A 20490-nucleotide genomic window follows, 5' to 3' on the forward strand; every position below is an offset into this window, starting at 1 on the left:
ACTTTCTAATACATACATTAGCCTATTTTATTTTTTACGAAATCGTTATAATTTAATCTAAAAATCTTATTTTTATCAAAAATATACGATAATAAAGACCATTTGTTATGATTACAAAAAAAGTAAATAACGTTCAGGAAGCCATAGCTGGAATCGAAAGCGGAATGACGATAATGTTTGGTGGTTTTGGACTTTGCGGAATACCGGAGAATACAATAGCAGCCTTAGTAAATACAACAATTTCAGATTTAACCTGTATCTCCAATAATGCCGGAGTGGATGATTTTGGGCTTGGACTGCTTTTACAAAAGAAACAAATCAAAAAAATGATTTCTTCTTATGTAGGAGAGAATGCGGAGTTCGAACGTCAGATGCTTTCGGGGGAACTGGATGTGGAACTTACACCACAAGGAACTCTGGCGGAACGTTGCCGTGCAGCTCAGGCCGGAATCCCGGCTTTCTTTACACCTGCCGGTTACGGGACTGAAGTGGCCGAAGGAAAAGAAGCACGTGAATTCAATGGAAAAATGCATATTATGGAAGAAGCCTTCAAAGCAGATTTTGCCATTGTAAAAGCATGGAAAGGGGACGAAGCCGGAAACCTGATTTTTAAAGGAACCGCCAGAAACTTTAATGCCTGTATGGCCGGAGCCGGAAAAATTACCATCGCAGAAGTGGAAGAATTGGTTCCGGTGGGAACATTAGACCCTAATCAGATTCATATTCCGGGAATTATGGTACAGCGCATCTTTCAGGGAGAAAAATTTGAAAAAAGAATTGAGCAAAGAACGGTTAGAACAAGGAATTAGATAATTGAGATAATGAGGCAATTAGATAATGTTTCAAAATTATCTAATTATCAAATGCTCTAATTGACACATTATAAATATGGGACTTAGTAAAGAAGATATAGCAAAACGAATTGCAAAAGAAGTAAAAGACAGGTATTTTGTAAATCTTGGTATCGGGATTCCGACCTTGGTGGCCAATTATGTCAGAGAAGATATTGCAGTTGAATTCCAAAGTGAGAATGGTGTTCTGGGCATGGGGCCTTTTCCTTTCGAAGGAGAAGAAGATGCCGATGTCATCAATGCAGGAAAACAAACCATAACAACCCTTCCCGGAGCCAGTTTCTTTGATTCTGCTTTTAGTTTTGGAATGATTCGAAGTCAGAAAGTAGACCTGACTATTCTGGGCGCGATGGAAGTTTCTGAAAACGGAGATATTGCCAACTGGAAAATTCCGGGCAAAATGGTAAAAGGAATGGGTGGTGCTATGGATCTGGTTGCTTCAGCGGAAAATATCATCGTGGCCATGATGCACGTAAACAAAGCCGGAGAATCTAAAATCCTGAAAAAATGCACTTTGCCATTAACGGGCGTAGGATGCGTTAAAAAGGTAGTAACCGAGCTTGCGGTTCTCGAAGTGACTGAAAAGGGTTTTAAGCTCTTAGAAAGAGCGCCGGGGGTTTCTGTGGAGCATATTATTGCGTCAACCGAAGCGAATTTAATAATTGAAGGGGAAATTCCGGAAATGGCCATTTAAATCAATATTTGAATAAAATAAAAAACCGCCTCATTTTGAGGCGGTTTTTGTTATTTATAAAGCTTTGTGACTTCGCATTTTTGAAGGAAACAAATCTTATAGAACCCTGCGGATTAATTTTACAAATTAAAAGAAGCTCCTAAACTAAAAGTAGCCTGATTGTTTAAGTGGTAAAAAGGATCGTCGTTGTTTCCGTATTTTGCAATAGGAAATCCAAGCTCTGTGAAAACGCCAAATCCGTCAGTAAAGAAGTAACGGCCTCCAACATGACCTCCGAAATTATGTAAACCTAAACTCAATCCTGGGTATACATCTAATTGTTCAACACCAATTACACTTGATAAATTGGCATTTATTCTTGCTTTTGCATCAAAACGATCTTTAAAGTCTGCTTTAGAATCATTGTACACAGCTGTATTACCACGGTAAAAACCTGAAAAGTTGTCAACGCCTAATAAATAATTAGCAACTAAACCAAATGAGAAATTTTCCCCTAATCCAAAATCCACAGAACCCTGAATTCCTGAACCACCATCTTGCAGATTAGCACCAACATTAACTTTGACATCACCTTTTCCTGTAAAAGCTTTTTGTGCCTGTGTGATTCCAAATGTTACTAAAAACAAAAGTGTAATTACCTTTTTCATAAATTTTTAAATTTTTAATTATTTTTAAAGTGCAAAAATAGTTTTTTAGATATTAATTCCTACCTCTTTCATTAGAATACAATTCATTTAACGGTTGGCTTTGCCAGAATTCCTTGGTGTCAACATTCATAATGGTTAAAGGACCTTTGAAGGCTGCTCCCGTATCAACATTCCAGACACAGGCTTTTTGAACCGGAACCGTTTGACCAATTCGGGTTACTGGTGTGTGCCCAATATAAACCTCTTTATAAACGGTAAAACGTTTCGGATAGTACAGGTCGTCCGGTTTTAAATTCGGATCCAGAGCCAGTGCAGATTCCCAAAGCGTTCTGTCCCAGTAGAATAATTTCGAAAAGAATTCATAGGTTACGCCGCTTAGATTTGTAAATCCGGCATGAACAAATAAACGGTTCTGATCGTCCAGGTAAAAATCCTGCAACGATTCCAAAAAAGCAATATGTTCTTTCTTTTTTTCTTCAGAAAGTTTGGAGTATCCTTCAACAGTAGCTTTTCCGCCATGTTTGTACCACATTTCTTCATCAAAATCTTCATGCCTGTTTTCCAGCCAGTCCAGGGCCAGCTGATCATGATTTCCTCTGATGCAAATGCAGTTTTGTTTGCTTTTAAGGTCAATTAAAAAATCGATTACCTGCGTTGAATGACTCCAGCCGTCTACGTAATCGCCTAAAAATATAAGAGTATCTTTTTCGGTGACATTCGCTTTTTCCAACACTTGTTCAAGTGCGAGTAATCCTCCGTGTATGTCACCTATAACTAATGTTCGCATTTTGTATTATTTCGTGTAGGCAAAAATAAAGAAAATGATTTGTTTGTACCTATTAAGTTGAGAATCTTTATAAATGTCAGAAAAAATCCTTTTTTTAAGTTTGTCTTAAGTTTTAATTTACAAAAAAATATAGCGTTAGAGATAATTCCGGCTTTTTTGCCTTCAAATTTCAGTTTCAAATAGCCTGATTTTTCTTTTCCTACAGCAAAAATGAGTTTAAAAAACACTTTTTTGATATAAAATATTAGTTTTCAGGGTTCTGGTTATTTATTGTGTAAGGTATTGTCAAACCTGAGATTTCTTGTTATTTTTAACTGGTTTTACTCGTTTAAATGTTGTATTTTATCGATAAAAGGTAAATTTATCCGTTTAATTAACAAAATTTATATATTTTTATCTCTCAAATAAAGTATTTACTTACATAATTTATTTGGTGATTTTTAACCCCTTTTTAACTAACCAAAATTCAAAATTGCTTATGAAAAGTACATTACCCAGAATTGTAACAACAACCGTTGCTGCATTTGCATTTTCATTATCTGCACTAGCTCAGGAGACAGATAAAAGAATAAGTCAGAAAAGTTTATCTGAAAACGGAGAACCGAGTTTAATTACTTTTAATGAAAAATCAACCTACAAAGGATCTGATTTCGATAAAGTATTTAAAGAACAACTGGCCCTGAAAGAGAACCAGTCTTTTTCGAAAATTAAAAGCGAATCGGATCGCGAGGGTTTTACACACGAAAAATTCCAGTTGTATGAACAAGGAATTAAAGTAGAATTTGCCAATTATACTTTGCATTCAAAAAATGGAAAACTACAGTCGATGAATGGCGAGTTTTACAAAATTGTAAATGCAAAAGTAAAACCGGCACTTTCTGCACAGGAAGCCTTCAGCAGGGCAGTAGCCCTAACAGGTGCTAAAACCTATCTTTGGGATTCGCCTCAGGATGCTGCCGCAATGGATTATGTAAAACCAAAAGGAGAATTGGTTTTTTTACCGGATATGGAAAACCAGGGAAAGGAACGAACTACTGATAAAGTTCGTTTAGCATATAAATTTGACATTTATGCTACTAATCCTTTAAGCCGTGGTGATTTGTATATCGATGCCGTAACGGGACAAGCCTTGTTTTACAATGCAACGATTAAACACCTTGGCGAAAACGTTCATGGCAAATCAAAAGCTGCAGCGAATGAAAACAGTGTAAATGCAAAAATGGCGGTTGTGGCTGCTAATGCGGCAACACGTTACAGCGGAACGCAAACCATCCAGACTACACTAAGCGGATCGTCTTATATTTTATCGGATGGAACGCGCGGAAATGGAATCCAGACGTACAACTCCGCGAGAACAGCAACTTATCCGACCACCAATTTTACCGATGCCGATAATAACTGGATCGAATACAATAACACCAATAAGGACAATGGAGCACTGGATGCACATTGGGGAGCCGAAATGACTTACGATTATTGGTCGGCCGTTCATGGCAGAAACAGTTATGATGATGCCGGAGCTAAAATTAAAAGTTATGTGCATTACAACTTAGTAGCTGCAGGATATCCGAATAACAATAATGCCTTTTGGAACGGAAGTGTTATGACGTACGGTGACGGAACCGGAACAGGAGGATTTGATATCTTAACGGCAATGGACGTTGCAGGTCACGAGATTGGTCATGCCGTTTGTACGTATACTGCAAATTTGGCCTATCAAAAAGAATCGGGTGCAATGAACGAAGGTTTCTCTGATATTTGGGGAGCCTGTATCGAATACCGCGCTGCACCTACAAAATCAACCTGGCTGGTTGGTGAAGATATCGAAAGAAGATCAGGCCATCTGGCTTTGCGATCTATGAGTGATCCAAATTCTGAAGGTCAGCCGGACACTTACGGAGGGACTTATTGGGTAAATGTAAATTGTACGCCAACAAACAATAATGACCAATGTGGTGTGCATACCAATTCAGGAGTACTGAATCACTGGTTTTATATTCTTTCAGTAGGTAAATCAGGAACAAATGATATTGGAAATGCGTATAACGTTACGGGAATTACAATTGATAAAGCAGCCAAAATTGCGTATCGTTTAGAAAGCAACTATTTGTCTGCTAACTCTACTTATGCTACTGCGAGAACTTACGGAATCCAGTCTGCTATTGATTTATACGGAGCAGGTTCAGCTGAGGTTATTGCTACAACAAATGCATTTTACGCAGTTGGTATAGGAGCAGCCTATTCAGGAGGGTCAGGAGATACCACTGCACCATCGGCACCTTCTTCTTTAGCAGCTTCGGGAACAACAGGAACAACGACCAATTTAACCTGGACTGCTTCTACAGATAATGTTGCCGTTACAGGATATGATGTTTATCAGGGCACTACATTAAAAGCTACTGTTACCACAACAAGTTACACCTTAACAGGACTTACAGCTTCAACAGCTTATACATTTTCTGTGAAAGCGAAAGATGCGGCAGGAAATGTTTCTGCAGCCAGTAATACCGTAAATGTTACAACACTTGCCGGTTCAGTGACCTATTGTACCTCAAAAGGAAACAGCGCTTCTGATGAGCGAATTGGTAAAGTAGTATTTGGTACGATTAACAATACTTCTACGGGAACAACAGGTTATGAGAATCTGACAGCAATTTCTACAAATGCCGGCAGAGGAACTGCTTATACCATTACCATCACACCATCATGGACTTCTTCTGTATACAGTGAAGGCTATGCAGTATTTATTGATTATAACCAGGATGGGGATTTCTCTGACAGCGGCGAAACAGTATGGACAAAAAGTGCTTCCACTACGACTCCGGTTTCAGGATCGATCACAATTCCCGCAACAGCAACACTTGGAACTACAAGGCTGAGAGTTTCGATGAAATACAATGGTATTCCAACAGCCTGTGAGAGTTTTTCTTATGGACAGGTAGAAGATTATTCCATAAACATTACGGCTTCCGGAATTGTAGAAGTAAATGAAATTGCTATAACGGATAAATTAAATTCGGATATTACCCTGTATCCAAATCCTGTAGAAAATGAATTGAATATTTCAGGATCAGATAAAACGGGATCGGATTTTACAATTACAAATGCTTTAGGGCAGCGCGTGAGTTCAGGTCATTTATCTGAAAACCCAATTGACGTAAGCAAATTAAATACCGGAATCTATTTTATTGAATTCAATGGGTCTCAAAAAAGAGTTACCAGGAAGTTTATCAAAAAATAAATTCTGTTTTTAAAATACTAAAGGCCTCGCAATTGCGGGGTTTTTTTTGTGCCTGAATTTTAGTAAAACTGCTTAAATTTGTACTATGTCTGAACCCCCTGTATATCGAAAAATTATCCATATAGATATGGATGCTTTTTATGCTTCGGTAGAGCAAATGGATAATCCTGCTTTGCGCGGGAAGCCTATTGCAGTAGGCGGATCAGAGAATAGAGGAGTCGTTGCGGCAGCAAGTTATGAGGCCCGAAAGTTTGGTGTTCGCAGTGCCATAAGCGGGGTTCTGGCCAAAAGATATTGTCCCGAAATTATTTTTGTCAGGCCACGCTTTGACCGATACAAGGAGATTTCGGGTAAAATTCATGAAATTTTTCATGACTATACCGATTTGGTAGAGCCGCTTTCGCTGGACGAGGCCTATCTGGATGTCACCCAAAATAAAAAAGGAAACCCAAGCGCGAGTTTACTGGCTCAGGAAATCAGATTAAGAATTCTGAATGAAGTGGGACTTACGGCTTCGGCGGGGATTTCGGTCAATAAATTTGTAGCAAAAATTGCCAGTGATATCAACAAACCAAACGGACAGAAAACCGTAAACCCTGATGAGATCTCAGCCTTTCTGGAAGAATTACCGATTCGGAAGTTTTACGGAGTTGGCAAAGTAACGACAGAAAAAATGTACCAATTGGGTATTTTTACAGGAAATGACCTGAAAAGTAAATCGCAGGATTTTTTAGAAAAACATTTCGGAAAATCGGGAACTTTTTATTATAAAGTGGTTCGCGGCATTCACAACAGCGAAGTAAAACCGTACCGTGTCACCAAGTCGGTGGCAGCCGAGCATACTTTTGATGTCAATTTATCATCGGAAATTTTTATGTTAGAGCAGCTCGAACGGATCGCTGTCTCCCTGGAAAAACGCCTAAAGAAACATAAGATTTCCGGAAAAACGGTGACGCTTAAAATCAAATACAGCGATTTTACACAACAAACACGCAGTAAAACGCTGCCTTATTTTATTGCTGATAAAAGCCTGATTATGGAAATAGTTGAGGAACTTTTATATCAGGAACGAATGAAAGATTCCGTACGTTTGCTGGGAATTTCAATGAATAACCTGAACACGGAAGAAAAAAAGGCTGTGGTTGTTCAGTTAAAATTTGAATTTTAATAATTTCAATGACCGTTAAATATTTTAATTTTATGTTTTATGATGAATTTTCTTTCTACCTTTAAAAAACATGCAGTTTGCTATTAAATTAATGAAGATGAAAAAAGCCAAGTTAGAGGAGATTTCCAATCATAATTCAGTTCCCATTTTAGCGTGGGATTTTCACTATGAATACCTGAATGAATTGAAAGTTGATTTTGCCGATTTAAAAAAGGTAAAAGAGATTTCGGCTCATTTTGCATGGGATGAAGAGCACCTCAACATAAGTGAACGCATCAGGCAAGAAGTGGTCCTGATTACAGATGTGGACATGAAAATTGTTTTCGCGTCAAGCGGAATATCAACTATGACGGGATATGTTGAAAGTGAGGTACTGGGAAGAACACCAAAGATGTTTCAGGGTAAAGAGACTTCTAAAGCGGATTTAAGGGAAATAAGAAAAGCAATTGAATTGCAAATTCCATTTGAGAAAACGATTAAAAATTACAAGAAAAACGGAAAAATTTATACCTGCAGAATTTCTGCTTCCCCGGTCTTCAACTTAAAAGGAAAATTATCGCACTATATAGCTTTTGAGAAGGAAGATTTAAGCGCGTGATAAAAGTTATGAGTTGTGAGTTATGAGTCATACGTGAAGAAAAACAATACTTTTCAAAGATTAAACCAATAAAACCGCCCAAAAAGGCGGTTTTTTACTTTTATAAAACTTTGCGAACGCTGCGAAAACCTTGCGATCCTCGCGGTTAAGTTCCTTATAAATTCTCAAAGAAATCATTCCCCTTATCATCCGTAATGATAAAAGCAGGAAAATCTTTTACGGTGATTTTACGAACAGCTTCCATTCCTAATTCTTCAAAATCAACCACTTCTACTTTCAGGATGTTATCCTGCGCCAAAATAGCCGCGGGGCCTCCGATAGAACCCAGATAGAATCCACCATAGGTATTGCAGGCTGTAGTAACCTGTTTGGATCGGTTTCCTTTCGCCAGCATAATCATACTTCCGCCATGTTTTTGAAATTCATCTACATACACGTCCATACGGCCCGCTGTAGTTGGTCCAAAACTTCCTGACGCCATTCCTTCCGGGGTTTTGGCAGGACCTGCGTAGTAAACCGGGTGATTTTTGAAATACTCGGGCATTGGCTGACCGGATTCTAATAATTCCATGATTTTGGCATGCGCGATATCACGGGCCACAATTACGGTTCCGTTTAGTTTTAAACGGGTTTTGATTGGATATTGTGTTAGTTTGGCTAAAATATCTGCCATTGGCATATTCAGGTCAATTTCAACCGGAGCTTCTAAATGCGGCGCTGTTTCCGGTAAGAACTGTTTCGGATTTACCTCCAACTGCTCCACGAAGATGCCGTCTTTTGTGATTTTTCCTTTGATGTTTCTGTCGGCAGAGCAGGAAACTCCTAATCCAACCGGGCAGGAAGCTGCGTGACGCGGAAGACGAATGACGCGGACGTCATGCGTAAAGTATTTTCCTCCAAACTGAGCCCCGATAGCACTTTCCTGACAAATTTTCTGTACACGCTCTTCCCATTCTAAATCACGAAAAGCCTGACCGGCCATGTTTCCTGAAGTAGGCAAATGATCGTAGTACCCTGCAGAGGCCTTTTTAACGGCTCCTAAATTGGCTTCTGCCGAAGTTCCGCCAATTACCAAAGCCAAATGGTACGGAGGACAGGCCGAAGTACCTAAGTCTTTTATTTTTTCACGGATGAACTCATCCATTGCTTTATCGTTTAAAAGCGATTTTGTCTTTTGGTATAAAAAGGTTTTGTTGGCAGATCCGCCGCCTTTCGCCATAAACAGGAACTCATACGAAGTTCCTTTTTTAGCATAGATGTCAATTTGCGCCGGAAGATTCGAACCGGAATTCTTTTCTTCAAACATTGAAATCGGAACAATCTGGGAATAGCGTAAATTACGTTTCTGATACGTATTGAAAATTCCTTTGCTTAACCATTCCGCATCGTCGACACCGGTAAAGATGCTTTCTCCTTTTTTGGCCATTACGATGGCAGTTCCGGTATCCTGGCAGCTTGGCAGCTGGCCTTCGGCGGCAACAGAAGCATTTTGCAGTAAATTGTAAGCCACAAAACGATCGTTATCGGTAGCTTCCGGATCATCCAAAATGTTACGGAGTTTTTGCAGATGCGTTGTTCTTAACATGAAGGAAACATCTGTTAAAGCTTCTTCGGCCAATAACTCCAGACCTTTTGGATCCACCGTCAGGATTTCGCGTTCTCCAAATTGTTCTACTTTTACAAAATCAGAAGTGATTTTGCGGTATTGGGTGTCATCCTTTAAAATTGGATAAGGATCCTGGTATATAAAATCAATCATTGCTTTGTTTTTGTGCAAATTTAAAAATTATTTATCTTAGAAAGGATTTGAATAAGACCTCTCTGTTTATTGTTTTATTTCGTGGAATGCATTAAAAGACATTTTTTTCTCGAAGTACGTCTGATCTGCCGGAGATAACAATTGCTTTGTCCAGTGCTGGTTTTTAAATCTGAAAACAATAGAATCCGAGTGTTTGGCGGTTCCCATGTCCTCATTGTCGTCGTCCGGTTCAAATGCAACTCTTTTGCAATAGAAAGATTCTGTCTCCGGTTTGTTCTTTGGAGCAGTAAATTCAACCCAGCTTCCCCAGCCACTGTCTGACATCGTGTCCCATTCATACACCAGCTGTAAGTCTTTGTCTTTTAGATAATATAAGTAATTATTTTGCGTATAACCACAGGCAGGATACCCAAAACTAAGCTGAATAAAAGAAGAATTTTTGGCTGCAGTTGAAGATAACCCGTATGAAGCGCCCCATTCTGATCCTTTTTGATAGCCTTCAATGCTAACTTTAGAGGAGGCTGTTTTGGCTTTATCCTGATAAAAATCAAGTTGATAATGCTGGGTTACAATACTATCCTTATCAGCTTTTTGATCCAAAAGATGTGCAAGAATGTAATTATTTTTTGAAGTTTCGCCTCCTTCAGAAATTGAGATAGTGTCTGTTTTTAAGAATTTCTCTTCTTTAGGCAGCATAACTTCCGTTTTATTTTCCGGAGCAACAACAGCTGTTTCAGTTACAGCTTTTTCTTTCTGGCAACCTGCCAGTAAAGCTAAAACAATTAGATATTTAACTTTCATGACTAATTAACAGCAATCAGCTTAATGTCAAAAACAAGTACAGAACCACCCGGGATGCCTCTGTAATCAAAGCTGCCGTATCCTAAACGGGCCGGCACGATAAGAACTCCGCTTCCGCCTTCTTTAAATAAAGGAATTCCTTCCGTCCATCCTTGTATTACTTGTTGCAGGCCAAATGTAGTACCCGCATCAGGACTCTGGTCAAAACCTTTTTTGGTTGTATAATAGCCTTTGTACGCTACTGTCACACTTGAAGTTGCTGTTGGTTGTTTGCCTGTTCCGGGCTCCATAATGATATAATACAAACCGGTAGCTGTTTTTTGGGCAGTCAGATTATTGTCGGCCAGATACTTTAAAATTTCGGCTTCATTTTTTTCGGTGTAATCAACCGGAACAAGGTTATCATTGTCAATTTCGTGACTAACACAAGAAACGAAGAGGGTAAGGATTAGAGCAAATAAAGAATATTTCATTTTGGGTTATATTGTTTTTAAAAGGTTTGAATTAGATCAGCACATGATATTTTAAAAAAACCAGCTGGCGACAAAAATGGCAGTAATCACACAAATTACATCTACCAGAAGCATGGTGCCCAGCGCGTAACGGGTATTTTTGATATTTACAGAACCAAAGTAAACGGCGATCACATAGAAAGTACTTTCGGCGCTACATTGAAAAATACTGCTCAATCTTCCCGTTAGGGAATCGGCTCCAAATGTATTCATAGAATCAATCAGAAAACCTCTGGATCCTGCAGAACTAAAAGGGCGAAGCATGGCTACCGGCAAGGCATCCGTAATTTGTTTGTTGACACCCATATTCGAGAATACAAAAGCAATTCCATCACTGATAATTTCAAATAGACCGCTGTTTCTGAATAGTGAAATAGCCACCAGCATTCCCAAAACATAAGGGAAAATAGTAACTCCGGTTTTCACTCCGTTATTGGCACCTACCACAAAGGCATCAAATACAGTGGTGCCGGCCTCAGTAAATTTCTTTTCATGACGCCATGAAAAGAGTAATGTAAAAGCAATGATCGCGAATAAGATCAAACCGGAAAGATTAGAAGTAAAATAGTTTTTCCCAATTAAATCCAAATGATTCACGTACATCAGTAATCCAACAATAGCAGCGATTAATACCATTAAGGCAATAACCAGGGAAGCACTTTTGAAATTGATTTTCTGTCTGATCCCCACAATTAAGAAGGCGGCAATGGTACCGATAAACGAAGTAATAATACACGGCAGCATTACATCTGCCGGATTGCTTGCATTGGCGGCAGCACGATAACCGATAATTGACGTGGCGATTAAGGTAAGACCTGATGCATGTAAACACATAAACATAATCTGCGCATCACTGGCCCTGTCTTTGTCGGGGTTGATTTCCTGTAGGCTTTCCATGGCCTTTAATCCAAATGGAGTGGCGGCAGAATCCAGTCCTAAGAAATTAGCAGCAAAGTTTAGGGTCATATAGGAGATAGACGGGTGGTTTTTAGGAATACTCGGGAATACTTTTACGAACACCGGACTCAATGCTTGGGCCAGTTTTCCGGAAGCGCCCGAAATGATTAAAAGTTCCATTAACCCGCAGAAAAAAGCCAGATAGGCAATAAGCGGCAGAATTAAATCGACCAAAGTACTTTTACACGTGGGCAATAAACCATCCGATTTTTGAACACCGCTGTAAATTTTTACGGTTTTGTTTTTATAAACGTAAGTCGTGTCGGCATTTAGCGTATCACGGTTGATAATGATTGTTTGATCCGGCGCTTTTTTAATGCTGTCTTTGATAAAAGCCGGAAGCTGTTCAGCGTATTTTTCTGAAACCAGAATAGGATCGTCTTTTTTACCATTCAGAACATAATCAATAGTATATGTATTGGCGGTAAACAAACTGATTACAATAAAGGCGATCGACGAAATAAATATAGCTAACCAAAATCTACTTAATACCATAATTATATTTTTTTGTAAATGTAATTATTTAGCCATAATATGCACAAAGATTTTAGTGCTGAAACACGAAGTATTTGACAGAAACACCAATCTTTTAATGAAAATTTGATTTATTCAATCACAATTTTGGTTTGCAGATATTTTTCGAAAGAGGCAAGGCCTTCGCATAAAATGACTTTTTTATGATTTTCGGTTTCGTTAAAAAACTGTGTTTCTATTTTTGCATGGTCTTTTTTGATGGTTCTTTTCCAGGTTCCGATAGCTTTGCTGTTTTCCAGGATAACCGGTTTGAAAATTCCGTTATTGGTAAAAGCTTTTGACTGATGTTCCGGTAAAATGGAAGCTTCACGGGTTTTATAGGAAATCAGGATTTCATCAAAAGCGGGCAGAAAAAGTACACTTTCGCTGAAGTTGATTTTAAGAGAAAGATCAGTTCCGAACCAATACGTCTGGTGATCAATTTCAACCGAATTTAGTTCCGATGCAATGGAATTAAGTGCCAGTTTACAGGTTGTCTGCGAAAAGCCGGACCACCATGAAAAATCAGGCAGCGTTGCCGGACCGTGGCTTTCAAAATAACGTTTGGCTAATTTCGCCAGGCCCTCTTCTTTCGTCAATTTTGTGGTGGGTTTTGGGACTTTTTCACCCAGTAAAGCATAAGTCATTTGCTTTTCTTTCATTTTGCCGTTGCAGACCAACCCTTCTAATTCTGCATACATCATAATAAGTACGGCACTTAAAAAATAATCACCGGAAATCTTTTTAAGAGTAAGTTCCTGCATGATTTCATCCCGCGTTAAGTGATTGTTTCCGGCCAGCAACTTTTCGATAGCCGAATTAATCTTGTCAAACGCCTTTTCATCATAACCATGCTTTCTGGTTTCCGCAAGAATAATACGTTTGACCTGTGGTCCAGAGACATCCAGCATCCAGTAAATATCGTCGGCGGAAACAAAATGCCAGGTTGGCCTGAGAATATGGGTCCGGATGATTTTGCCGGAATTTATGGCTTCTTCGATTTCTTTTTCAGTAGCATCACATCTCGAACCTATGGCCCATTTCGCCATGGCATAATCCTGCGCCTGCATAGCACCCAGATGATGCACAATTTGTTGCGGAGTATTTGTGCTGGTTTCTAAAAGCTTTTGCGAAGCAAGCCTGTACTGTGATATTTCCTGATGTGTCATTTTTTAAACCATATAAGTTATTGAAGTTCATTTAAGCGTCTTGCCTTTGCACCTCTGAACCTCAGTAGCTTTTTAAACCATATAAGTTATTGAAGTTCATTTAAGCTTTGCCCCTTTGCATCTCTGTCGCTTAGTCTCTCAGCACCTCAGCACCTTAAAAAAAACCTAAACATGAATAATTTCATCGTCAATCAATAAATCTTCGCGGCGTAAACGGAGGAAGATTTGGGCAACGGCAATGGTATCTTTTTCGCAATAGGTCACAATCCGGTCAATATCTTTTTCTACATAAAAAACATGAGCGACCTGACTGCCGTCGATATCGCCTTTTGGTGAAGGAATTCCAAGTATTTTGGTTAATAGTTTTAACGAAGTAAAGTGCTTATAATCCCCAAACTTCCATAATTCCAGGGTGTCCAGATGCGGGACTTCCCAGGGTTTTTTCCCAAATAAATTGAGCTTGTTCGGAATCGCAATCTGATTGATAATCATGCGCCTCGCTATAAACGGAAGATCAAACTCCTTGGCATTATGACCGCACAGCAAATGCTGGGGCTGGTTAAAATGATTGTTCAGCAGGTTGTTGAAATCATGGAGGATCTTTTTTTCTTCCCCAAAAAAGGAAGTAACCCTGAAATTACGAATATCTCCCTTAATGGTAAAATAGCCTACGGAGATGCAGACGATTTTACCAAACTCAGCCCAGATTCCGGCGCGGTCGTAAAATTCTTCCGGAGTGAATTCCTCTTTTCGCTGATATTGGGTTTTATGATCCCAAAGCGATTGCATTTCGGCATCAAGCGAATTAAAATGTTCTTCTTCCGGAACTGTTTCTATGTCCAGAAATAAAATATTGTTGAGGTTTATTTTTTCAATCATAATCTTTAACCACTAATTGCACTGCTTTTTTTTATGAAGATACATGAATTCGATTTAAAGAAAGAAATGTACTACAATTTAAATCGTTTCGGCTAATTTATGAAAATATTTTTTAAAACAGACTTTGTTGCTGCGTTGGATTTTCATGCTCCAGGAGCCATTTTTTACGCCATATTCCTCCGGCGTAACCCGTAAGCGATCCATTGGTGCCAATCACCCTGTGGCAAGGCACTACAATCCAAAGCGGATTTTTACCATTTGCCGATGCAACTGCACGGATTGCTTTGATATCACCGAGCTTTTTGGTCTGGTCCATATAACTGACCGTTTTGCCATATGGAATTTCAAGTAGTGATTTCCATACTTTTTGCTGGAATTCAGTTCCTTTTGGATTTAGTTTGAAAGTGAAATCAGTTCTTTTGCCTTCAAAGTATTCCTGTAACTGCCGAACAGCTTCCTGCAGCACTTCCGGAATTTCAGCGGAAAGTTCGCCTTCCTGCGTTACCGAAATTACCGATACGCCCTCTTCATCACCAATAATTGTGGTAATTCCGAGCGGAGATTCGATGTAAGCTGTTTGTTCCATTTTTATAGTAAAAGCATAAGGGCTTTCACAAAGTTCGCAAAGTTTTTGTTTTGAATGCTATACGTGAGACTAATAATTTTTCAGATCAAATTGATATTTTAAACTCGTTTCAATTTTTTCGCCTGATATGGTCTTCTTAATCTGAGATTGCTCCGGGCTGAACCTGGGTAAAGGCAGGTTTAAAGCGATTGCTTTTTCGGTATAATAAATTTCACGTGTGGGATGAAAGGGAGCGACAGCATTAAAAACTTCTCCCCATTTTGACTGATGGATGATCTCGTAAATCAAGCTAATGCAATCAGTTTGGTGAATTAAATTCACAGGAGCATCCGGATTTTCAAGATTTTCTCTTCCTGATAAAGTTTTCACCGGATGGCGATCTTCACCAATTAAGCCTCCAAAACGGATAATGGTAGTTTCGAATAGCGGATTGTTTTGCAATAGGGCTTCCGCCAAGAGCAATTGTTTACCGCTTTCGGTGTCGGGATTTGGACTTGTTTGTTCCGTGATAATCGTATTTTCATTCCCATACACAGAAGTGGAACTGACAAAAAGCACTTTTTTTACGGACGATTGTTCGATAAACGGAATCAGGTTTTTGATTTTCTCCACAAAAACTTTCTTCTCCGTATCTGCGTTGTTTCCGCGCAATTGAGGCGGTATGTCTATAATCAGGATTTCGCTTTTAGCTAAAAAATCAGTGATGGTTTCAGAAACGCCTTCGCTTTCGAGTGTAACTAAAAAAGGATCTATCCCAGTTTCTGCCAGGATCGGAAGCTTGTTTTCTGAAGTGGTAGATCCGTTAACCGAATGTCCTTTTTCGATTAATTTTTTTGCCAGGGGGAAACCCAGCCAGCCGCAGCCTAATATACTGATTTGTGTCATTTTTTTTTGAGGTACCAAGGGGCAAAGGTTCAGAGGGAAAGCTAAACTGAATGCAGTCTTTTCTTCTTGTCTCTTTTCTTTGCGAAATTAAATTTTTACAAATTTAAGGTAAAACGGACTTTGTCTTTTCCTTTTCCACCCATTCTGTGATAAAATTTAATGGCTCTTTCGTTAAATTGTGGTGTCTGCCATTGGATATTGATGCAGTTTTTCTCTTTTCCGATTTGTTGCAGCTTTTCAATTAAAACTTCCCCGATCCCAAAACTTCTGGCCTGTTCTTCCAGAAAAAGACAATCCATATACAGAAAATCAGCAGCATCCCAGGTCGAATAATCAAAAGTATACGAAACGTAACCAATGATTTTTTCTTTAGTCGCAACAACCACACAGCAAAGTTTAGGATTTTCTGCGAAGATTGCTTTTTCTAAGGCTTCTGCTTTTCCTTCGGGAGTAAAATCAGCTTTTTCAAATTCGGCATGCTTCTGGCATAAAACGACTAATTGTGGCAAATCTTTGGGTTCGCAATTCCTTATTGAATATTCCATTGCAGGTTAATTTCGGTTTGTAGAAAGGTAATAAAATGATGAAAGTAGTCGGGATACTTTTCGTTTTCGCGAATCGCAATAAAATGTTTCCTTTTTAAACCGTTTTTGCCAATTTTAATGGCTTTTATCGGACTGGTCTTAAGATGGGGCAATAAAGCCCATTTTGCCATCGACATGACACCCATATCGGCCTTGACCATTTCGAGAGAAGCTTCTGTTAAAGGTAAAGGCGTAATTTTTTTCGGCGTTACTTTGGCGGGAGCCAAAAAGAACTGGTGTATCGTAACCGTTTCCATCGGAAGGGAGTGAATCAAAAGATGTTCGGTGACAAAATCTTCGGGAACGACATATTTTTTATGCGCCCAAGGATGGTTTTCAGAAACCGCCATCACCATTTCATCCTGAAAAAGCTCCATATATTTAATATTATTGTCTTTGATCTGATCACTAATGATGGCAATGTCAATCGTATTGGCCAGTAAATTTTGGAGGGGAATATGCGTGGCTTCAGTCACGATTTTCAATTCGACATTCGGATATAAAAGATGAAATTGCTTTAAAACCGACGGAAGCCAGTGATAACTTGAAAAACATTCGGTACTAATCCTGATTTCACCGTGTTCGCCAAAAACCATTTGTTTGATCCGGGTTTCGGTCTGTGATAGTTTGTCGAGGATTTCATTGGCAATCTCATAGATTTTTTCACCGGCTTTGGTGAGGACCAGTTTTTTATTCATCCTCAAAAATATGGGCGTGCCCAACTGATATTCAGCTTCTTTAAGCTGATGGCTCAGGGCCGATTGTGTCAGATGAAGTTTATCGATTGCTTTGGTGATGCTTCCTTCTTCGACAATTGCTTTGATCAGTCGTAAATGACGTATTTCCATTTTTAGAGAATTTGTACACAAAGGAACAAAATTTTGCGATGGGTTTTCCATGAAAAAAAGTAATCGAATGGATGAATTCTTTTCGTTTTTATGGTGTTGCGACTTCTGCTACTTTTGAAAAATAAAATCATTAAAATCTATTAAAATGGAAGCACAACTAAAACATTATGAAAATAAACTAGCCTTCGAAATGGATCCTTCCGATTTGTTTGATGCCTTAAATAATGGTGAAAAAGTTATGGTAATTGATGCCCGAAAAACATTTGGTTTCGAAGCAGAGCATATTCCTGGTGCAATTAATATTCCGCACCGTGAAATGAATGCTGAAAACACCAGGCATCTGGACAAAGAAATTTTGTATGTCACGTATTGCGACGGTATTGGCTGTAATGCCTCCACAAAAGGAGCGCTGAATATGACGAAACTGGGTTTTAAGGTAAAAGAACTGATCGGTGGAATCGAATGGTGGAAGTTTGACGGTTATGCCACCGAAGGGACCACCGGTAAAAAAGCCGGACTGAAAATCGAATGCGCCTGTTAAACAAAAAGGACAAACTTTAATTTTAAAGTTTGTCCTTTTGCATTTTTTGGTCATTATAATTGAAAACCGTTCTTATTCAGGGGTAGCAACTTTTGTTAAAGTATCTTTTGCAACAATGATACTGTCTTTAGCGGGAGCAGTTTCGATCGGTTTCAAAGGAGCAGTATATCTTTTTATTTTCTGCTGAATCAAAACGGCATCATTCAGCACAAAAGGTGTCGGCATCATCCAGTCACTTCTCGGTTTGATATTAAACAGCGGATTGGTCATTAAATCAAACGAACTTTCAATAAGATCCATATCGAAAATTGAGGACTTACGGATGTAGAATTCCAAAACAAGCGGTTCGTTGCCTACCACATAATAACATAAAATTTTGCTGTCATCACGTTCCAAACGATTTCCTATTTGTCCTGAAGTCGAAACGCCATTGGCCTTAAAGTTGTAAAACGTCATTTTGGTATTGGCATAAATGTCGTAACGGTTTACTTTTCTGTTGGGCGTTATTTTTATTTTTAAATACCTGTTATTACCCACCACACTGTCTTTGATGAACGTCACGGTCGGTTTTGGCACTGCCACATTTGGAGCGATGGCACTGTAGGTAAATGCTGAATTGTATTTGCTGGTAATCGGAAGTGAATTTAAACCCACTGCTTTTTGATTGGTCTGCCCGAGATAGCTTTTGGTCCAGTCGTCTAAGTTGACGTCGTAGGTAGTCCAAAGCGCCGAATCTGTGTTAGCGTTATAGACATACAATAAACTGTTTGATTTTGCTTTTCCTTTTTCATAATCTGAGTGAATGCCCGCATAAACGAAAAAAGCAATGGATATGCCAAAAAAGAGCATCGTCCAGATTCCTTTTTTCGAAAAAGCACCAAAGACCGGGAGTAATAATCCAAATAATAAAACGGTCAGAACAGCACTTCCGTACAGTATTTTTAATCCTAAACCAACGGGAAACATTATTATGAAAGGCGCCACAATGGCTAAGGCCGGGATAGAAAATAATAAATTCAGTCCTAAACTGTAATGTTGCGTAATGACAAAAATTCCAAAAAGAAGAACTCCGAAATAGACCGGAATAATAAGGAATCCTGCTCCCGTCAGACTATTCGCCAGAAAGGCATTGATGGTAATCCAAAGCAATAATGGAGCTACGAAATGATTCATCGTTATTTTCCCTTCAGAAAAATGATGATAAAAAGCAAAACAAATGGCAATACTAAGTGTTACAAAAGCACCAATGTAAGCATGACCATTATAGGTAAATCCGTTTAGGAGGTCATTGTATTGCGGATAAACTTCCAATAAAATTTTCCATCCTAAAAAAGTGACCAGCCCTGCTATAATCACAGCACCTAACAAAGGCACAAATCCCCTGAAAATTTCTCTGAAACTAATAACTCGTTTTGCTTTTCCTATAAAAATGAAAAGTATCAACAAGCCTAAAGCAATGATGGTCATTGGCGCTACCCAGGCAAAAGGATAACTGATGAAAAATCCGAAAGGAACATTAAAATAGACATTATCGCCGGTTGCAGTTGTTTTATTTAAATCGAAATTCGAAAAATATTTCAGTAAAGGCATCAGATACGTTCCCTGATGGGTAAGTGTTGTTGTATTAAGATGCTGAAGGTCGTCTTGCTGGGTGTGGTAATTGAAGTGACCATCGATAAAAGCAAAGTTAAATCCCTGAATATTTCCCTGCTCTCTGAAAACGGTAAGATCAGTGTCATTCGGAAGCATTTTGTAAATGCTGTACATTAATGAATTGGATACCGGAAATTTTGTTTTTGCATTCGAAAATTCTTTGACAAGCGCTTCATTTCCTTTGTTGGTCTCCATAAGCATATAGCTTGGCCCTGAAGATCCCCTGGCTTCAAAATTTAAAACCAGTCCTACATCTTTTGCCCACGGATGCTGATTCACAAAAAGTGCCGCACCGTTTAGGCCTAATTCTTCGGCATCGGAAAAGAGAATGATGATATCGTTTTTATGAGGCTGCTTCGCGTAGAGAAAAGCACGGATACCTTCGAGGATGGTCGCAACTCCGGAAGCATCATCACTTGCACCTTTAGAAAACGAGTGTGGGGCACTGTCGTAATGGGAAAGTAATAAAAGCGCTTTTGAATTGTCTGTTCCTTTAATCCGGGCAAGAATATTCTTAGATTTTACTAAGAGTCCTTTGCTGTTAAGGGTAAATCCTTCCTGGATAGTGGTCTCTAAACCAATTCGGTTGAGCTCGAGTTTAAGATAATTGGCAACTAATTCATGGTTTGTCGAGCCTACATAATGGGGTTTTTGGGCTATGATTTTAACTTGATTTAGGGCTCGTTCCGTGGAGAATTCTGCGAGGGCTTCTTCGTTTTTAGAAACCCACTGGGGCATCATTGTGGCGTATATGATAGCCAGAATGGCTATGACGCATAGAAAGGCTAGTATTGAAGTAGGATTTTTTTTCATGTTG

General features: G+C 39.0%; 19 protein-coding genes. 6 read left to right on the plus strand and 13 right to left on the minus strand.

The features are described 5' to 3' along the window. The first annotated feature begins 107 nt into the window (after positions 1-107). Complete coding sequence (locus LPB89_RS03645; protein WP_230700304.1) at positions 108-809, plus strand: CoA transferase subunit A; 702 nt, start codon at positions 108-110, stop codon at positions 807-809. A gap of 79 nt (positions 810-888) precedes the next feature. Further along, on the plus strand, positions 889-1545 hold the full coding sequence (locus LPB89_RS03650) for a CoA transferase subunit B (protein WP_230700305.1): 657 nt from the start codon (positions 889-891) through the stop codon (positions 1543-1545). Between the two features lie 119 nt (positions 1546-1664). Here the strand turns inward: LPB89_RS03650 and LPB89_RS03655 are convergent, their stop codons facing one another. Together LPB89_RS03655 and LPB89_RS03660 are read right to left on the minus strand one after the other, a co-directional pair. Continuing rightward, positions 1665-2192: a DUF6646 family protein gene (locus LPB89_RS03655; protein WP_230700306.1), complete on the minus strand. Its 528-nt coding sequence runs from the start codon at positions 2190-2192 to the stop codon at positions 1665-1667. 52 nt (positions 2193-2244) lie between these two features. Continuing rightward, complete coding sequence (locus tag LPB89_RS03660) at positions 2245-2979, minus strand: metallophosphoesterase family protein (RefSeq protein ID WP_230700307.1); 735 nt, start codon at positions 2977-2979, stop codon at positions 2245-2247. Positions 2980-3457: 478 nt separating this feature from the next. Here LPB89_RS03660 and LPB89_RS03665 point away from each other — a divergent pair, with 478 nt between their 5' ends. The 3 genes from LPB89_RS03665 to LPB89_RS03675 all read left to right on the plus strand — a co-directional run bounded on the left by LPB89_RS03665 (position 3458) and on the right by LPB89_RS03675 (position 7986). Further along, positions 3458-6220 carry a M4 family metallopeptidase gene (locus tag LPB89_RS03665; RefSeq protein WP_230700308.1) on the plus strand — a complete coding sequence of 921 codons (2763 nt, stop codon included), beginning with the start codon at positions 3458-3460 and terminating at the stop codon, positions 6218-6220. An 85-nt stretch (positions 6221-6305) separates the two neighbouring features. Next, positions 6306-7388 carry a DNA polymerase IV gene (gene dinB, locus LPB89_RS03670; protein ID WP_230700309.1) on the plus strand — a complete coding sequence of 361 codons (1083 nt, stop codon included), beginning with the start codon at positions 6306-6308 and terminating at the stop codon, positions 7386-7388. 97 nt (positions 7389-7485) lie between these two features. Next, on the plus strand, positions 7486-7986 hold the full coding sequence (locus LPB89_RS03675; protein ID WP_230700310.1) for a PAS domain-containing protein: 501 nt from the start codon (positions 7486-7488) through the stop codon (positions 7984-7986). Positions 7987-8140: 154 nt separating this feature from the next. On the opposite strand, the gene LPB89_RS03680 is transcribed toward LPB89_RS03675, so the two are convergent. The 10 genes from LPB89_RS03680 to LPB89_RS03725 form a co-directional block, all read right to left on the minus strand. Beyond that, positions 8141-9745: a fumarate hydratase gene (locus tag LPB89_RS03680; RefSeq protein WP_230700311.1), complete on the minus strand. Its 1605-nt coding sequence runs from the start codon at positions 9743-9745 to the stop codon at positions 8141-8143. Positions 9746-9811: 66 nt separating this feature from the next. Continuing rightward, on the minus strand, positions 9812-10546 hold the full coding sequence (locus LPB89_RS03685) for a hypothetical protein (RefSeq protein ID WP_230700312.1): 735 nt from the start codon (positions 10544-10546) through the stop codon (positions 9812-9814). Positions 10547-10548: 2 nt separating this feature from the next. Further along, the gene (locus LPB89_RS03690) at positions 10549-11019 is read right to left on the minus strand and encodes an FKBP-type peptidyl-prolyl cis-trans isomerase (protein WP_230700313.1); all 471 of its coding nucleotides are present in this window, start codon (positions 11017-11019) and stop codon (positions 10549-10551) included. A 51-nt stretch (positions 11020-11070) separates the two neighbouring features. Continuing rightward, the gene (locus tag LPB89_RS03695) at positions 11071-12510 is read right to left on the minus strand and encodes a nucleoside recognition domain-containing protein (RefSeq protein ID WP_230700314.1); all 1440 of its coding nucleotides are present in this window, start codon (positions 12508-12510) and stop codon (positions 11071-11073) included. 110 nt (positions 12511-12620) lie between these two features. Beyond that, a complete protein-coding gene (locus LPB89_RS03700) occupies positions 12621-13697 on the minus strand; it encodes a winged helix DNA-binding domain-containing protein (RefSeq protein WP_230700315.1) in 1077 nt (358 codons plus the stop codon). A 165-nt stretch (positions 13698-13862) separates the two neighbouring features. Continuing rightward, entirely contained in the window at positions 13863-14576 is a 714-nt protein-coding gene (locus LPB89_RS03705) for a 3'-5' exonuclease (protein ID WP_127338899.1), read from the minus strand. 112 nt (positions 14577-14688) lie between these two features. Then, entirely contained in the window at positions 14689-15162 is a 474-nt protein-coding gene (locus LPB89_RS03710) for a methylated-DNA--[protein]-cysteine S-methyltransferase (RefSeq protein ID WP_127338900.1), read from the minus strand. 69 nt (positions 15163-15231) lie between these two features. Beyond that, a complete protein-coding gene (locus LPB89_RS03715) occupies positions 15232-16047 on the minus strand; it encodes an NAD(P)H-binding protein (RefSeq protein WP_230700316.1) in 816 nt (271 codons plus the stop codon). 95 nt (positions 16048-16142) lie between these two features. Then, positions 16143-16592, minus strand: coding sequence for a GNAT family N-acetyltransferase (locus LPB89_RS03720; RefSeq protein WP_230700317.1), 450 nt, complete (start codon positions 16590-16592; stop codon positions 16143-16145). Next, positions 16577-17479, minus strand: coding sequence for a LysR family transcriptional regulator (locus LPB89_RS03725; RefSeq protein WP_230700318.1), 903 nt, complete (start codon positions 17477-17479; stop codon positions 16577-16579). The genes LPB89_RS03720 and LPB89_RS03725 overlap by 16 nt, the downstream gene beginning before the upstream one ends. Before the next feature lie 145 nt (positions 17480-17624). Here LPB89_RS03725 and LPB89_RS03730 point away from each other — a divergent pair, with 145 nt between their 5' ends. Continuing rightward, positions 17625-18020 carry a rhodanese-like domain-containing protein gene (locus LPB89_RS03730; RefSeq protein ID WP_230700319.1) on the plus strand — a complete coding sequence of 132 codons (396 nt, stop codon included), beginning with the start codon at positions 17625-17627 and terminating at the stop codon, positions 18018-18020. Positions 18021-18092: 72 nt separating this feature from the next. Here the strand turns inward: LPB89_RS03730 and LPB89_RS03735 are convergent, their stop codons facing one another. Next, positions 18093-20486 carry a M28 family peptidase gene (locus tag LPB89_RS03735; RefSeq protein ID WP_230700320.1) on the minus strand — a complete coding sequence of 798 codons (2394 nt, stop codon included), beginning with the start codon at positions 20484-20486 and terminating at the stop codon, positions 18093-18095. Between the last annotated feature and the right edge of the window lie 4 nt (positions 20487-20490).

Origin of the sequence: Flavobacterium sp. ENC, from assembly GCF_020991415.1 — a bacterium.
Classification (GTDB): Bacteria; Bacteroidota; Bacteroidia; order Flavobacteriales; family Flavobacteriaceae; genus Flavobacterium.